This is a genomic window from Rheinheimera sp. MM224 (assembly GCF_947090785.1).
In the GTDB taxonomy this organism is placed as follows: Bacteria; Pseudomonadota; Gammaproteobacteria; order Enterobacterales; family Alteromonadaceae; genus Pararheinheimera.
The window spans coordinates 646,908-660,406 of record NZ_OX352320.1; the positions used below are offsets into that span (position 1 = coordinate 646,908).

General features: G+C 45.3%; 14 protein-coding genes and 2 tRNA genes. 7 read left to right on the forward strand and 9 right to left on the reverse strand.

Annotation, left to right across the window (positions count from 1 at the left end):
- Positions 1-46: 46 nt before the first annotated feature.
- The 4 genes from glnG to glnA all read right to left on the reverse strand — a co-directional run bounded on the left by glnG (position 47) and on the right by glnA (position 4,688).
- A complete protein-coding gene (gene glnG, locus OM978_RS03130) occupies positions 47-1,456 on the reverse strand; it encodes a nitrogen regulation protein NR(I) (RefSeq protein WP_264345483.1) in 1,410 nt (469 codons plus the stop codon).
- Positions 1,444-2,529 carry a nitrogen regulation protein NR(II) gene (gene glnL, locus OM978_RS03135; protein WP_264345484.1) on the reverse strand — a complete coding sequence of 362 codons (1,086 nt, stop codon included), beginning with the start codon at positions 2,527-2,529 and terminating at the stop codon, positions 1,444-1,446. The genes glnG and glnL overlap by 13 nt, the downstream gene beginning before the upstream one ends.
- A gap of 79 nt (positions 2,530-2,608) precedes the next feature.
- The gene (locus OM978_RS03140) at positions 2,609-3,151 is read right to left on the reverse strand and encodes a DUF4124 domain-containing protein (RefSeq protein WP_264345485.1); all 543 of its coding nucleotides are present in this window, start codon (positions 3,149-3,151) and stop codon (positions 2,609-2,611) included.
- Between the two features lie 127 nt (positions 3,152-3,278).
- Positions 3,279-4,688 (reverse strand): glutamate--ammonia ligase, encoded by a 1,410-nt coding sequence (glnA, locus tag OM978_RS03145; protein WP_264345486.1) that lies wholly within the window; start codon positions 4,686-4,688, stop codon positions 3,279-3,281.
- A 568-nt stretch (positions 4,689-5,256) separates the two neighbouring features.
- On the opposite strand from glnA, the gene typA reads away from it, so the two are divergent.
- Positions 5,257-7,089: a translational GTPase TypA gene (gene typA, locus OM978_RS03150; RefSeq protein ID WP_264345487.1), complete on the forward strand. Its 1,833-nt coding sequence runs from the start codon at positions 5,257-5,259 to the stop codon at positions 7,087-7,089.
- A gap of 264 nt (positions 7,090-7,353) precedes the next feature.
- Positions 7,354-7,887 (forward strand): DUF3016 domain-containing protein, encoded by a 534-nt coding sequence (locus OM978_RS03155; RefSeq protein ID WP_264345488.1) that lies wholly within the window; start codon positions 7,354-7,356, stop codon positions 7,885-7,887.
- On the opposite strand, the gene OM978_RS03160 is transcribed toward OM978_RS03155, so the two are convergent.
- Positions 7,874-8,173 (reverse strand): hypothetical protein, encoded by a 300-nt coding sequence (locus OM978_RS03160; protein WP_264345489.1) that lies wholly within the window; start codon positions 8,171-8,173, stop codon positions 7,874-7,876. The genes OM978_RS03155 and OM978_RS03160 overlap by 14 nt on opposite strands.
- A gap of 83 nt (positions 8,174-8,256) precedes the next feature.
- Positions 8,257-8,565: a prephenate dehydrogenase gene (locus tag OM978_RS03165; protein WP_233007647.1), complete on the reverse strand. Its 309-nt coding sequence runs from the start codon at positions 8,563-8,565 to the stop codon at positions 8,257-8,259.
- A 164-nt stretch (positions 8,566-8,729) separates the two neighbouring features.
- Between OM978_RS03165 and OM978_RS03170 the strand changes: the two genes are divergently transcribed.
- A complete protein-coding gene (locus OM978_RS03170; protein ID WP_233007648.1) occupies positions 8,730-9,125 on the forward strand; it encodes a MerC domain-containing protein in 396 nt (131 codons plus the stop codon).
- A gap of 15 nt (positions 9,126-9,140) precedes the next feature.
- On the opposite strand, the gene OM978_RS03175 is transcribed toward OM978_RS03170, so the two are convergent.
- The 3 genes from OM978_RS03175 to rsgA all read right to left on the reverse strand — a co-directional run bounded on the left by OM978_RS03175 (position 9,141) and on the right by rsgA (position 11,820).
- Positions 9,141-9,824, reverse strand: a complete 684-nt coding sequence (locus OM978_RS03175; protein ID WP_264345490.1) for a glycerophosphodiester phosphodiesterase — start codon at positions 9,822-9,824, stop codon at positions 9,141-9,143.
- Positions 9,825-9,895: 71 nt separating this feature from the next.
- Positions 9,896-10,762, reverse strand: a complete 867-nt coding sequence (asd, locus tag OM978_RS03180) for an archaetidylserine decarboxylase (protein ID WP_264345491.1) — start codon at positions 10,760-10,762, stop codon at positions 9,896-9,898.
- A 14-nt stretch (positions 10,763-10,776) separates the two neighbouring features.
- Positions 10,777-11,820 carry a small ribosomal subunit biogenesis GTPase RsgA gene (gene rsgA, locus OM978_RS03185; RefSeq protein ID WP_264345492.1) on the reverse strand — a complete coding sequence of 348 codons (1,044 nt, stop codon included), beginning with the start codon at positions 11,818-11,820 and terminating at the stop codon, positions 10,777-10,779.
- A gap of 129 nt (positions 11,821-11,949) precedes the next feature.
- Here rsgA and orn point away from each other — a divergent pair, with 129 nt between their 5' ends.
- The 4 genes from orn to OM978_RS03205 all read left to right on the forward strand — a co-directional run bounded on the left by orn (position 11,950) and on the right by OM978_RS03205 (position 13,468).
- Entirely contained in the window at positions 11,950-12,501 is a 552-nt protein-coding gene (orn, locus tag OM978_RS03190) for an oligoribonuclease (protein WP_264345493.1), read from the forward strand.
- Positions 12,502-12,629: 128 nt separating this feature from the next.
- Positions 12,630-12,705: transfer RNA gene (locus OM978_RS03195), tRNA-Gly, on the forward strand.
- A gap of 55 nt (positions 12,706-12,760) precedes the next feature.
- Positions 12,761-12,836 (forward strand) — tRNA-Gly (locus OM978_RS03200).
- A 137-nt stretch (positions 12,837-12,973) separates the two neighbouring features.
- Complete coding sequence (locus OM978_RS03205) at positions 12,974-13,468, forward strand: DUF4442 domain-containing protein (RefSeq protein WP_264345494.1); 495 nt, start codon at positions 12,974-12,976, stop codon at positions 13,466-13,468.
- The last annotated feature ends 31 nt before the right edge of the window (positions 13,469-13,499 follow it).

Sequence of the window (13,499 nt, forward strand, 5' to 3'; positions counted from 1 at the left end):
GGCCGGTTTTTTTATATTCAGTTGAACAAGGGATGAACGCTCATCCCTATTCCATATTCAACTCTTTCAGCTTACGGGTCAGCGTATTACGACCCCAGCCCAGACGTTTGGCTGCATCCTGTTTGTGGCCGTGAGTGTAATGCAGTGCCTGTTGCAGCACTATTTTTTCAAATTGTGGTCCTGCTTCAGCCAGTATGTTTTCTTCGCCTGCATTCAGTTTCTGACTGACCCAGGCTGCTAACGCATCCTGCCAACTTTGTTGGCCACCAGGAATCGAATTCACTACTACTTTAGGTGCACTGGTTAATTCAGGCGGCAAGTCAGACAACAATACTTGTTTGCCACTAGCCATTACTGTGAGCCAGCGGCAGCTGTTTTCAAGTTGACGTACGTTACCAGGCCAATCAAGCTGAGCAATAAATTTTTCGGTTTCAGGAGCCAGATTTTTTGCCTCGACATTCAACTCACGGGCTGCCTGTTGCAGGAAATGCTGCGCCAGTTTTGGTATATCCTGTTTGCGATCTTTCAGCGCCGGAATTTGAATACGGATCACGTTCAGGCGGTGGAATAAATCCTCACGGAATTTGCCTTCAGCCACCAAAATCTCCAGGTTCTGGTGGGTCGCGGCAATAATACGCACATCCACACTAATACCCTGATGACCACCAACCCGATAAAACTGTCCATCCGCCAAAACCCTTAATAAACGGGTTTGTACGTCCAGCGGCATGTCACCAATTTCGTCAAGAAACAAAGTGCCGCCATCGGCTTGCTCAAAGCGGCCTTTGCGTAAATTGGCTGCGCCGGTAAAGGCGCCTTTTTCATGACCAAACAGTTCGGATTCTATTAAGTCTTTTGGAATGGCGGCCATGTTCAGTGCGATAAAAGGCTGTTCTGAGCGTGGGCTGTGTTTATGCAGCGCATGAGCCACTAACTCTTTACCTGTACCGGACTGACCGTTGATCAGCACACTGATACTGGATCGCGACAAGCGGCCGATAGCACGAAACACTTCCTGCATGGCTGGGGCTTCGCCGATAATTTCCGGCACTTCGGTCTGCGCCACAGCCTGTTGTTTGGGTTGTTTGGCCTGACTATGAGCTAAGGCTCGTTGAATAAGCGACACAGCTTCATTGATATCAAAAGGTTTTGGCAGGTATTCAAAAGCGCCTTTTTTAAAGGCGTTGACTGCGCTATCCAGATCCGAATGTGCCGTCATAATAATCACTGGCAGCTCGGGCGATAGTTCCTGCAACTTGGTCAGCAACGCCATGCCATCTGTGCCTGGCATCCGGATATCGGATACCACAACTGTTGGCTGCTCATACTGCAATCGTTGTAACATTAAATCGGCCGAAGCATAACTTTCGCAGGCAATATCAGCCCGTGCTAAAGCTTTTTCCAACACCCAGCGGATCGAATTGTCATCATCAATAATCCAGACTACTTGCTGCATTCTTCTTCTCCAGAGTTATTGAGCGGTAAATATAAAGTAAAAGCGGTTTGCCCTGGCCAGCTTTCGCAGTCAATCCAGCCACCGTGTTGGTGAATTAAGGTTTGAGCTATCGACAAACCGAGGCCTGTACCGCCGGGTTTGCCTGTGACCATAGGGAAAAATAAGGTGTCTTTAATTTCAGGTGGAATACCTGGGCCGTTATCTATCACTTTGACGGCTGCTACTAAGCGGTGACGACGACCATGAATGGTATGTTGATTTAAAATCCGGGTTTGTAAGGTGATTTGGCCACCTTCAGTCAGCACCTGCTGAGCATTGCCTACTATGTTCAGCAAGGCTTGTTCTATTAATTCGGGGTCAAATGAAAAGTCAGGGATACTGGGGTCGTAGTCTCTGACAAACTGCACATGAGTCGGGTTGTCCATTTGAGCCAGTTGACTGACTCTTTCCAGCACCTGATGCACGTTGGATGGCTTTTTATTCGGCGCTTTATAAGGCCCCAATAAGCGATCCACCAGATTCCGTAGCCGGTCTGCCTGCGCAATAATCAGCTGAGTGTATTCTTTTTGATCCTCATTCAGCGATTCTTCCAGCAACTGGGCTGCACCACGTAAACCCCCTAAAGGGTTTTTAATTTCATGTGCTAAACCACGGATCAATTCACGGGCAGCTAGATGCTGGTGCTGTTGCAAGCTTTCAAGACTGATTTTGCGTTGCTGATCAACCTGCCGTAGTTCCAGCATCAATGCTAAGTTAGGTTGTTCAATAAGATTGACAGTGACATCCAGCAAAATATGCCGGCCATCCAGCAATACAGCCTGTACATCGCTGATACCGAAACCTTGTCGGTTTTGCAGTGCTGTTAAAAAGAAACTGGAGGTTAAATCTGTGTATTGAAATAAGGTAAAAAAATACTGCTGTGCCAGGCGTTTTTCACCCACACCAAACATCGCCGAACTGGCGGTATTAAAATACTGCACCAGTAGTTGGCTATCCAGCACCAATATGGCGGTGCTGAGTTGATCGGTAAAGTCGGTGGTGGAAAAATCCATCGTCTTTTTTTGTTGGGTCACTGCGTTCACCTATTGCACCAAAATGGTGCTCTAATTCCACAGTGTACTGTAAAATCGGACGGATCACCGTCTAAACGCACTATTTTGGTGAAGCTATTGTATTTTTACGTAAATAAAAGGTTGTTACAGTACTTTCTGCAATTAGCTTGCCGTTTTGATCAAGAGCTTGAAGCTGAAGTTGATGTTCACCTCTTTCAACACCAAGCAGACGAAAGTTGCTGCTTTGCTGTAACGGGCTTTGTTGATTGTTATCAAGAACTAACCGCAGTTTGTGGTGCTCGGCCAGTTGTGGGCTGACATCGCTTTGCACCACCACTTCGCCCTGATGTGAGATCACTGTATCTTGCATTGCTGGAGTTAATATCGTCAGTTGGTAGGGAGTTGGTTCGTCAGTTAACGAAGCTAATGGGTTGATCTGGGTTTCTTGTTGTGGCTGCTGGTTTTGCAGAGATACTTTCAGCTCCAGTTTCTTAGAGCCGGCAACAGGTTGATCTGAATACAGCGGCACGCCATTTTTATCCACGCTGACATAAACCTGTTGAGCAAAGGCGCTGGTGCAAAGTGCAGTGGTGAATAACGCAGTGATGCAGAGTAAAGCTAAAAACAGGATTAGTTTTTTCATAGCGATCCGGGCTGTGGCTGCTGCTGTATCCACTCTAATCTGTCCGGGCATGGATCTCAAATTTCAGCCGAAGAAAAACCCGCGACAGGCGCGGGTTTCAGGTATCTAACAGCGACTTAAGTAGTAATTAAACGCTGTAGTACAGTTCGTATTCCAGTGGGTGAACTGCGATAGAAACACGTTTAGCTTCAGCACGTTTCAGTTCGATGTACGCATCGATCATCGCGTCAGACATTACGCCGCCTTTAGTGAAGATAGCGCGGTTTGCATCCAGTGCATCCAGAGCTTCGTCTAAAGAACCACAAACCTGAGGGATCAGTGCTTCTTCTTCTGGTGGCAGGTCATACAAGTCTTTATCCATGGCATCGCCTGGGTGGATCTTGTTCTGAATACCATCTAAACCAGCCATTAACTGAGCTACGAAAGCCAGGTACGGGTTAGCTGCCGGATCCGGGAAACGCACTTCGATACGACGTGCTTTAGCACTTGGTACCAGTGGAATACGGATAGAAGCTGAACGGTTACGGGCTGAGTAAGCCAGCATTACAGGAGCTTCAAAGTGTGGCACTAAACGCTTGTACGAGTTGGTAGATGGGTTAGTGAACGCATTGATTGATTTAGCATGTTTGATGATACCGCCGATGTAGTACAGGGCAGTTTCTGACAAACCAGCATATTTATCACCAGCAAACAGGTTTACACCGTCTTTTGCTAATGATTGGTGACAGTGCATACCTGAACCGTTATCGCCAACCAGTGGTTTTGGCATAAAGGTTACAGTTTTGCCGTACAGGTTAGCTACGTTGTGAACAACGTATTTCAGAACCTGAATTTCGTCAGCTTTTTTAGTTAACGTATTGAAACGAGTTGCGATTTCGTTCTGACCAGCAGTAGCAACTTCATGGTGGTGAGCTTCAACGACCTGACCCATTTCTTCCAGCACCACACACATGGCGCTACGGATATCGTGGTGTTGATCTACTGGTGGTACCGGGAAGTAACCGCCTTTGATACCAGGACGGTGAGCTTTGTTACCGCCTTCGTATACTTTATCTGAGTTCCATGCAGCTTCAGCAGAATCGATAGCGAAGAATGCAGTAGACATAGTGTTTTTGAAACGTACGTCGTCAAACATGAACCATTCTGGCTCAGGTCCAAACAATACGGTGTCAGCAATACCGGTAGATTTCAGGTACTCTTCAGCACGTTTAGCGATTGAACGTGGGCAACGCTCGTAACCTTGCATAGTGCTTGGTTCGATAACGTCACAGCTGATATTGACTGTAGTTTCTTCTGAAAACGGGTCCAGTAACATGGTGTCTGCCTGAGGCATCAGGATCATGTCTGAGTCATTGATACCTTTCCAGCCGGCGATAGAAGAACCGTCGAACATTTTGCCGTCTTCGAAGAAATCTTCGTTAACCTGGCTGACTGGAATAGTCACGTGTTGTTCTTTACCTTTGGTATCTGTAAAGCGTAAATCAACGAATCTTACGTCGTTCTCTTTGATAAAACTCAGTACTGTAGATGCAGACATGCATTCCTCCGGTTTGTGCTGTTGACGGGTGCTATAAAACACCTGTTTTTATAATGCTGGCTCAGGCCAAAGCTTTGCGCATTGTAATGCTATTCTTGTGCCAAAGATTTATGGTGTTGATTTGTAATGGCTTTTTGTGATGATGCCTCGCAATGATGCACGCTTTTGCATTAAGTTGGTGCAATGCTGCCTCATTGTGAGGCAAAAGCCCCAGCTTGGTGCTTTTCCAAATAAACACCACTTAAAATAGCAAGTTTCATCAGGCTGTCACTAAAATGCGTTGAATTTATACCCTTCGTACTTGAAGCCGCAGCTTTGTTGACTGCGCGCTCTCGCCCCAGTCGCATAGTGGGCTATGCTCTTGGGGTCTCAAGCACTTGCCGTCGCGCTGCAACATCAATTACTTTGGGTAGAAATGCTACTGCTAAAAATAAGCCGATGCAGATCACAGTTATTTTTTCTTTCTGCGTAAAAACAGAGTAGAATACGCGCCCTTGAATTCGAACAACTTTTAGTCAATGCCTAGTAGTCAAGATTATGGTCAGCTAGTGCCACAGAGGAAATATAAATGAGCGGAACCGCTTCAGCTATCGAAAAACTGCGTAATGTCGCCATTATCGCGCACGTTGACCATGGTAAAACAACTTTGGTAGACAAATTACTGCAACAGTCTGGCACTTTTGATGCCCGCGCCAAGTTGCAGGAACGTGTAATGGACTCCAATGCCCAGGAATCCGAGCGCGGTATAACAATTTTGGCAAAAAATACCTCAGTACGCTGGAACGGTTACCACATCAACATTCTGGACACACCAGGCCACGCCGATTTCGGTGGTGAAGTTGAACGTGTATTATCTATGGCTGACTCTGTATTATTATTAGTTGACGCTGTTGAAGGCCCAATGCCGCAAACGCGTTTCGTAACTCAAAAAGCTTTCGCCCACGGTTTAAAGCCTATTGTTGTTGTGAATAAAATTGACCGTCCGGGTGCACGTCCTGATTGGGTTATTGACCAGGTATTCGACCTGTTTGACAACTTAGGCGCAACTGACGAGCAGTTAGATTTCCCTATCGTTTACGCATCAGCAATCAACGGTTGGGCGACTCTGGATTACAACGAGCCAAAAACAGATATCAACGATTTATTCGCTGCTATTGTTGAGCACGTAGCTCCACCAAAAGTTGAACTGAACGGTGATACTCAAATTCAGGTCTCTCAGCTGGATTACTCAAGCTATTTAGGCATTATCGGTATCGGCCGTATCAAGCGCGGTACTTTAAAGCCTAACCAGCAAGTGACAGTGATTGGTGCCGACGGTACTAAACGTAACGCTAAAGTAGGTCAGGTCTTTGGTTACTTAGGTCTGGAGCGTATTGAAGCCACTGAAGCCAACGCTGGTGACATCGTTGCGTTCACTGGTTTAGGCGAGCTGAAAATCTCTGATACCATTTGTGCTCCAAACAACCTGGATCCATTGCCAGCTCTGCAAGTAGACGAACCAACAGTGACCATGACCTTCCAGGTCAACACTTCTCCGTTTGCTGGTAAAGAAGGTAAATTTGTTACTTCACGTCAGATTTTAGATCGCTTAAATGCTGAACTGAAACACAACGTAGCTTTACGTGTTGAAGAAACAGAAGACGGTGACAAGTTCAAAGTATCAGGCCGTGGTGAATTACACTTAGGCGTGTTAATCGAGAACATGCGTCGTGAAGGTTTTGAACTGGCTGTATCACGTCCTGAAGTAATCATGAGAGTGGACGACGGTGTTAAAACTGAACCAATGGAAAACGTGACCATTGACGTGGAAGAACAGCACCAGGGTTCTATCATGGAAAAAATGGGTGAGCGTAAAGCTGACCTGACCAATATGCAACCGGATGGTAAAGGCCGTATTCGTATGGACTTCAATATGCCAAGCCGTGGTTTAATTGGTTTCCGTACAGAATTTATGACTCTGACTTCAGGTACTGGTTTGATGTACCACAGCTTCGACTGCTACGGTCCATACAAAGGCGGTACTATAGGTCAGCGTATGAACGGTGTTCTGATTTCTAACGCTACAGGTAAAGCTGCTGGTTACGCTATTTTCTCTCTGCAGGAACGTGGTCGTATGTTTATCAGCCATGCTGAAGAAGTGTATGAAGGCCAGGTGATTGGTATTCACAGCCGTAGCAACGACTTAACTGTAAACTGCTTAAAAGGCAAACAGTTAACCAACGTACGTGCTTCTGGTACTGACGAAGCCATCAACCTGGTTCCGCCAATCCGTTACGCTTTAGAGCAGGCTCTGGAATTTATCGATGACGACGAATTGGTTGAAGTAACACCATTGTCTATTCGTATCCGTAAACGCCACTTAACTGAAAACGACCGTAAACGCGCTGGTCGTGGTGGTTAATACGTTGTTTTAGTTTGAAAAAAACCGCCGCAAGGCGGTTTTTTTATGCACAAAATACTCAAGTTCGTTCTGCACCGAAGTGTCAGGTTATGTCAGGCACTCATTACATATGAACACTTTTACACACAATTAATCACTTCAGGCAAAGCAACTTACTGGGCTATAGTGATATCTGTAGAATGAGTCATAAAAGATAATCTATTCAGAGTTGGCTGTAGTGGTTGCACTAATTCAGTGGCTGATCGAAACGAGAAGAGGTGAGTTATGCGTTTTATTAAATCTGGTGTATTGATGCTTTCCTTATTGGTTGCTGGAACAGCGGCAGCCGCTGAAGTAAAGGTTGAATACAAAGACTATAAAAAGTTTACCGATATGAAGCCAGCAAACGAAGCTCGGGGCGGTTTTGAAAAACGTACCATGGCTAGCTTTGATAAAATTTTTGCTGATCTGGCCAAAGATTTGCCAGAAGGGTACAGCTGGAATGTGGTCGTAACAGATATAGATTTAGCCGGTGATGTAAATCATATGTACACGCAAAGCGGCGATCGCATTCGGGTAATTAAAGATATTTTCATTCCACGCATTAATTTTAGCTACACCTTGCTGGATAAAAATAAGGCCGTGGTTGCTGAAGAAAAAGAGCTTAAGTTAAAAGATATGGGGTTTATGACCAGATTAAATGTTAGCAGAGCTGACAGACCTCTGGAGCATGAACGTGCTATGTTGCAGCGTTGGTATAAAGATACTATTCAGCCCGCTGTTGCTTCTCATCAGCAAAACATTGCTAAAGCAGGTTAGCTATCTCTCTGTAAATTGCAACGGCTTCCTCCCGGCTTAACTGGCCGCTGGAGGCCGCTTTTCCTATAGTACTGGTTACCCGCACAGAGTCTTGCCGTGTTTCTTCTTTTTGCTGCGTAGGTTCCGGCAGATTTGATAGGATTTGCTGCTGTTTGCTTTGTTGTAACGCTGGATCCAATTCGCGGGCAATAGCTGCACCAGGATTTGGACGAGTTTGATTGCCGGACAATGCGAATTGTCGCGCTTCAAGTTTTATGCTGTCTACTGAAGTGGTTAAGCTGGCCATGGCATACTCCTTCTACTTAGTTAGAGTAGTGCAATGGCCTTTTGTCGTTAGAATAATTTTATCTAAACAGATTAGAAAATAGGCTATTTAGTGATTACTTGACGGAACTCTGCCAGAGTTTTATGTAACAGCTGAATTTGTTTCACTACGCGCTGTAAAGTGGCTGTATTAAACTGCTGGGTCTGGCGCATCGCTGCTACTTGTTCTGCCGCTTCACTTAAATAAGGCATAAATCTGTTACTGCTGACCTGAAAGCTTTTGTCGTCGACAAAAATGGTCTGATATTTGCCATGGCCTTGTTGCTGGATGTCATCCAAAACTGCGTCTGCATCCAGGGCTTTGCGATACAGATCTTTTAAGTTCTGATCCAGTTGTTCCAGTAATTGATCCATTATTTTGTCTCCAAAAAATTTTCCGCATTATGCCACAGCCAATGAAGGATGCCGATTGCGTCGCGGTGCTTTTCGCTGTTGGCAGCAAAAGAATAGGCTGGGCAGTTTGTTTTTGTTTTGATTTGTTATATTATCTCAATCCTTCAAAACCGGAGTGTCAATTCGTGCTGAGTCAGGTTCGTAATACATTAGATAAAGTAGGTATAGCCATCACATCTTTGTGCGCTATTCATTGCATTATGCTGCCTGTGTTATTGCCTGTATTACCACTTCTGGGTTTAAGTGCCTGGCATAATCATGCTTTCGAGCGGATCATTTTATTGATCACTATGGTGTTGGGTTTTATTACCTTGTTCGCCGGTTTCCACCGCTACCATAAAAAGATTTACCCTTTTTATTCGCTGTTTTTAGGTGGTTTTATCTACTGGCAAAAAGACATTTTTGGCCATGACTATGAGCACTATATCCTTATTGTTGGTGCATCTTTCGTCGTGCTGGCGCATATCTTAAATATACGTTTGTGCAATCAGTGTCATAGCTGCGATAGCCATAAACACTGATCCTCTTTTGCATTGCTACCAGCTTCTGGCTTCCAGCGGATAATTACAAAAAATTCCATCTACACCCATCTGCTGCATCTTTTTTGCCGTGGTGGCGTCATTGACTGTATAGACCCACACTTTTAAGCCACGTTGATGGGCATCCTGTACCATCTCTTTGTTGATAAAACCTTTATCGCAGTTCACTGACCAGGCACCCAGTTGTGATGCAAAGGCGGCATAATCCAGGGGCAATGAGGCTGTTAAAGCCCCAGTTTTTAAATCAGATCTATGATTTTTAATATGCTGCAAAAGATGATGATTAAAAGAAGAGATCAGTAGCTTGTCCGGATGTGTGCCCAGTTCAGTTTCAGCTTTTTTAAGTAGTTCTAATAAAGGCTCTGCTGTGTCAGCACCTTTGAGTTCGATATTCAGCAGGGTCTGGTTGTTTACCAATTGCAGTACTTGCCATAAGGTGGGGACTTGCTGGCCAGAACCTGCGTCCAGTTGCTGTAATTGGTTGAATGTAAAATCCTGCAACAACCCTATGCCGTTAGTGGTGCGGCTGACATTCTCGTCATGGATCACCACCAGCTGGTTTTCGACACAAAATACATCAATTTCAATACCATCGGCTTTTGCCAGCAAAGCCTGCTTTATCGCCAATAAGGTATTTTCCGGATAAGAGCCACTGGCGCCACGATGGGCAATAATCTGCATGGGTATTCTCCGTCGCCTGATTCAAAAATTCAGAGCAATAAAAAAGCAGAGCCAGGCTCTGCTTGATTCTATCAATCTTTTGAGACTATATCGGCGAAAGGCTCGCCCATGCGAGTCACTGCCGTAGGGTATTGCTTGTCAGTAAATTCAATCTGACCAGCCTGGAACGCCAGGATCACTGTGGATCCCAATTTAAAGCGGCCCATTTCAGCACCTTTTTCTAAAGTAACAGCTTGAGGCCCTGTGGCAGGGTAAGTCCAACGGAATACATCTTTACCTGTAGGTGGTGTCACAGTGCCAGCCCAGACGGTCTCTATACTGGCCACTATAGTTGCGCCTACTAATACCAAAGCCATAGGGCCTAGTTCAGTATCAAAAATGGTCACAACACGCTCATTACGGGCGAATAAATCCGGCACGTTTTCGGCGGTCAGCGGGTTCACTGAAAACAGATCACCTGGCACATAAATCATTTCACGTAAGGTGCCTGCAATGGGCATATGAATACGGTGATAATCTTTGGGTGCTAAATAAATAGTAGCGAACTTACCGCCGGCATAAGGAGCCGCTGTAGCCGCATCACCGCCTAATAAAGCCTGCAGTGAATAGTTATGATTCTTCGCCTGGATCAGCTTACCATCGACAATATCACCCAACTGGCTGATGGCGCCGTCTACTGGCTGGCAGACTACATCAGCGTCCGTATTGATCGGGCGTAAGCCATCTTTTAAAGGGCGGGTAAAAAACTCGTTAAAGCTGGCATAGTCCGAAGCTTTTTCAAATTGGGCTTCGGCCATATTAATTTTATAGGCCTTAATAAACAGATTAATCAGCGCATGGCTGATAAAACCTAAACGAGCCGCTGCCAGATAGCCAACAAGACGGGACAATAAATGCTTTGGCATTGCGTATTGCAATGCGATTTTGACTTGATCCATAGTGGATTTAAACCTCAGGGTTGAAAATAATTCGGTTTATCCTGCGCCATACTCAGCAGGATTTTATGGTAACTGGCAAAACGTTCCGGGTGAATTTCGCCAATACTGACCGCGTGCTGCAATGCGCAGCCTGGGTCGTTTAAGTGTTTACAGTCGCGGAATTTGCAACGGCCAAGCCAGTCTTTAAACTCAGGAAAACCTAAAGCTATTTGCTCTGGCTCCAAATGCCACAAGGCAAATTCACGGATACCTGGCGAATCAATTAAGTCACCGCCATCCGGTAAATGATACAAGCGGGCAGTGGTCGTTGTATGTTGGCCTAAACCTGAATTTTCTGACACGGCGCGGGTTTCTACACCCAAATCAGGCAGCAGGTTATTTACTAAAGATGATTTACCTACACCAGACTGGCCGACAAAAATACTGACACCTTGTTTCAGGTAAGAATCCAGCTGAGCTGTACCTTCACCGGTTTTTGCACTGAGCAATAAGAATTCGTAACCAATGTTCTGATAAATAGCCAGTTGCTGGTCGACTTCCGCGCGCTGTTCTTCGGTTAATAAATCAATTTTATTCAGCAATAACAATGGCTTGATATGCATGGCTTCGGCAGCTATTAAATAGCGGTCGACAATGTTCAGCGAAAACGCAGGTAAAACCGCTGAGACAATAATCATTAGATCTATATTGGCCGCTACAGGTTTTAAACCATCATAAAAGTCAGGGCGCAGCAATACAGATTCACGTTCAGCTACAGCTTCCACTACGCCTTCAGGGCCACCGCCAGGTACTTTGGTGCGGCAGAATACGACCTTGTCACCTGTGACTAGGGAGTTGATAGTACGGCGGATATTACAACGGAAAATCTGGCCTGAGCTATCTTCAATATCGGCATGTTGACCAAAACGACTGATCACTAAGCCATGTTCGGCTTCAGCCAATAAGTCAGAATCCAGCTCTTTTTTGTTGGTTTTATTCTGAGCCCGGGCTAAACGACGATCCTGATTGGCGGCTATACGTTGATGCTGGCGTTGATTGAGGTGCTTTTTTTTGGTCACTGTGGCCTTGTGCCTTTACTGTCGCCTGACTGCGGCGGTTTTTACTTTGCTTAAGGCATAGTATGATACCGCTATTCGGGCAAGTTACAAAGCAGCAAAACTGGCTGCAAATAATCAAAGGTAAGAAGTATGGCGAGCAACGACAATAATCTGGTGTGGATCGATCTGGAAATGACTGGTCTGGATCCGGAAAAAGAAGTGATTTTAGAAATGGCCACCATAGTAACCGACAGCCAGTTAAATATCCTTGCTGAAGGCCCTGTATTTGCCATTAAAACACCAAAAGAAGTTTTAGATGCTATGGATGCATGGTGCACTGAAACTCATGGTAAAAGTGGTTTAACCAAACGTTGTCTGGAAAGTGAAGTGGAATTAGCCGATGCTATGGCACAGACGATCCGTTTCCTGTCTGATTATGTACCTGCAGGTAAATCGCCTATGTGTGGCAACAGCATTGGTCAGGACAGACGCTTTTTAGTCAAGTACGCGCCGGAATTTGAAGCCTTTTTCCATTACCGTAATCTGGATGTCAGCACGGTAAAAGAGTTGGCCAGAAGATGGTACCCGGAAGTGACTAAGCTGGTTAAAAAGTCATCAAGTCATTTAGCTCTCGATGATATTCGGGAATCTATTGCTGAATTAGCGGTTTATAAAACGCATTTTTTCAAAATTCCTGAATAAAATCTCTTGCAAAGGGCTAGGAATTTTGTAAAATGCGCGCCGCTTCGAACGAAAATTCAATTGAATCGGCGTTTTTAGTAATCTTCTTTATAACCAAGATAAAGAATCATGATTGCTAATAACAGGATGCGGGCATAGCTCAGTTGGTAGAGCGCGACCTTGCCAAGGTCGAGGTCACGAGTTCGAGCCTCGTTGCCCGCTCCAAATCAAATTGGTCCACCAATAACCAGTTTGAAACAAAAATCAGTAATACCCCTAAGCGGGCATAGCTCAGTTGGTAGAGCGCGACCTTGCCAAGGTCGAGGTCACGAGTTCGAGCCTCGTTGCCCGCTCCAAATTTTCACCTCATGTATAAGATTCCTTTTTCATTTCTATTCTTCATTCCAACTTATTTTTTTACCTTGAACCCAACTTGCTGCCTGATTTTATTACTGCTATCTTTGCCACACTAAAACTTACAGGTAAGACCAGTATGAAAGCCATCAATAAACTTGGGCGTTATGTCGCCAAAATCAATAACTACTCGCCCTGGCTCCGTTCGCCTTTATTGACCTTGTTATTTGGCAAAGCTGTGAAGTTCGCCGGCACAGCTTCGGTCAAAGTCGATGTATTAAACTTTCAGCAGGCGCAGTTAAGCCTGACCAATAAAACCAAGGTACAAAACCATATAGGTTCAGTGCATGCGGCTGCTATGGCGTTGTTGGGTGAGTCGGCCAGTGGTTTTTTAGTGGGTTTGCATGTGGCAGACGATCGTATTCCGCTGTTAAAGTCGATGCAGCTGAATTATGTCAAAAGAGCAACGGGCAAGCTGGTGGCAACTACGTCACTGACTGATGAGCAAATTCAGTTTATTCGCGACACCGAAAAAGGCGATATCACTATTTTGGTAAAGATCACCGACGAACTGAATGTGGAACCTGTGATTGCAGAGTTTGTCTGGGCTTGGGTGCCTAAACAGAGAAAATAGAGGCTGGATAGGGGGATTGCAGGCTATGATT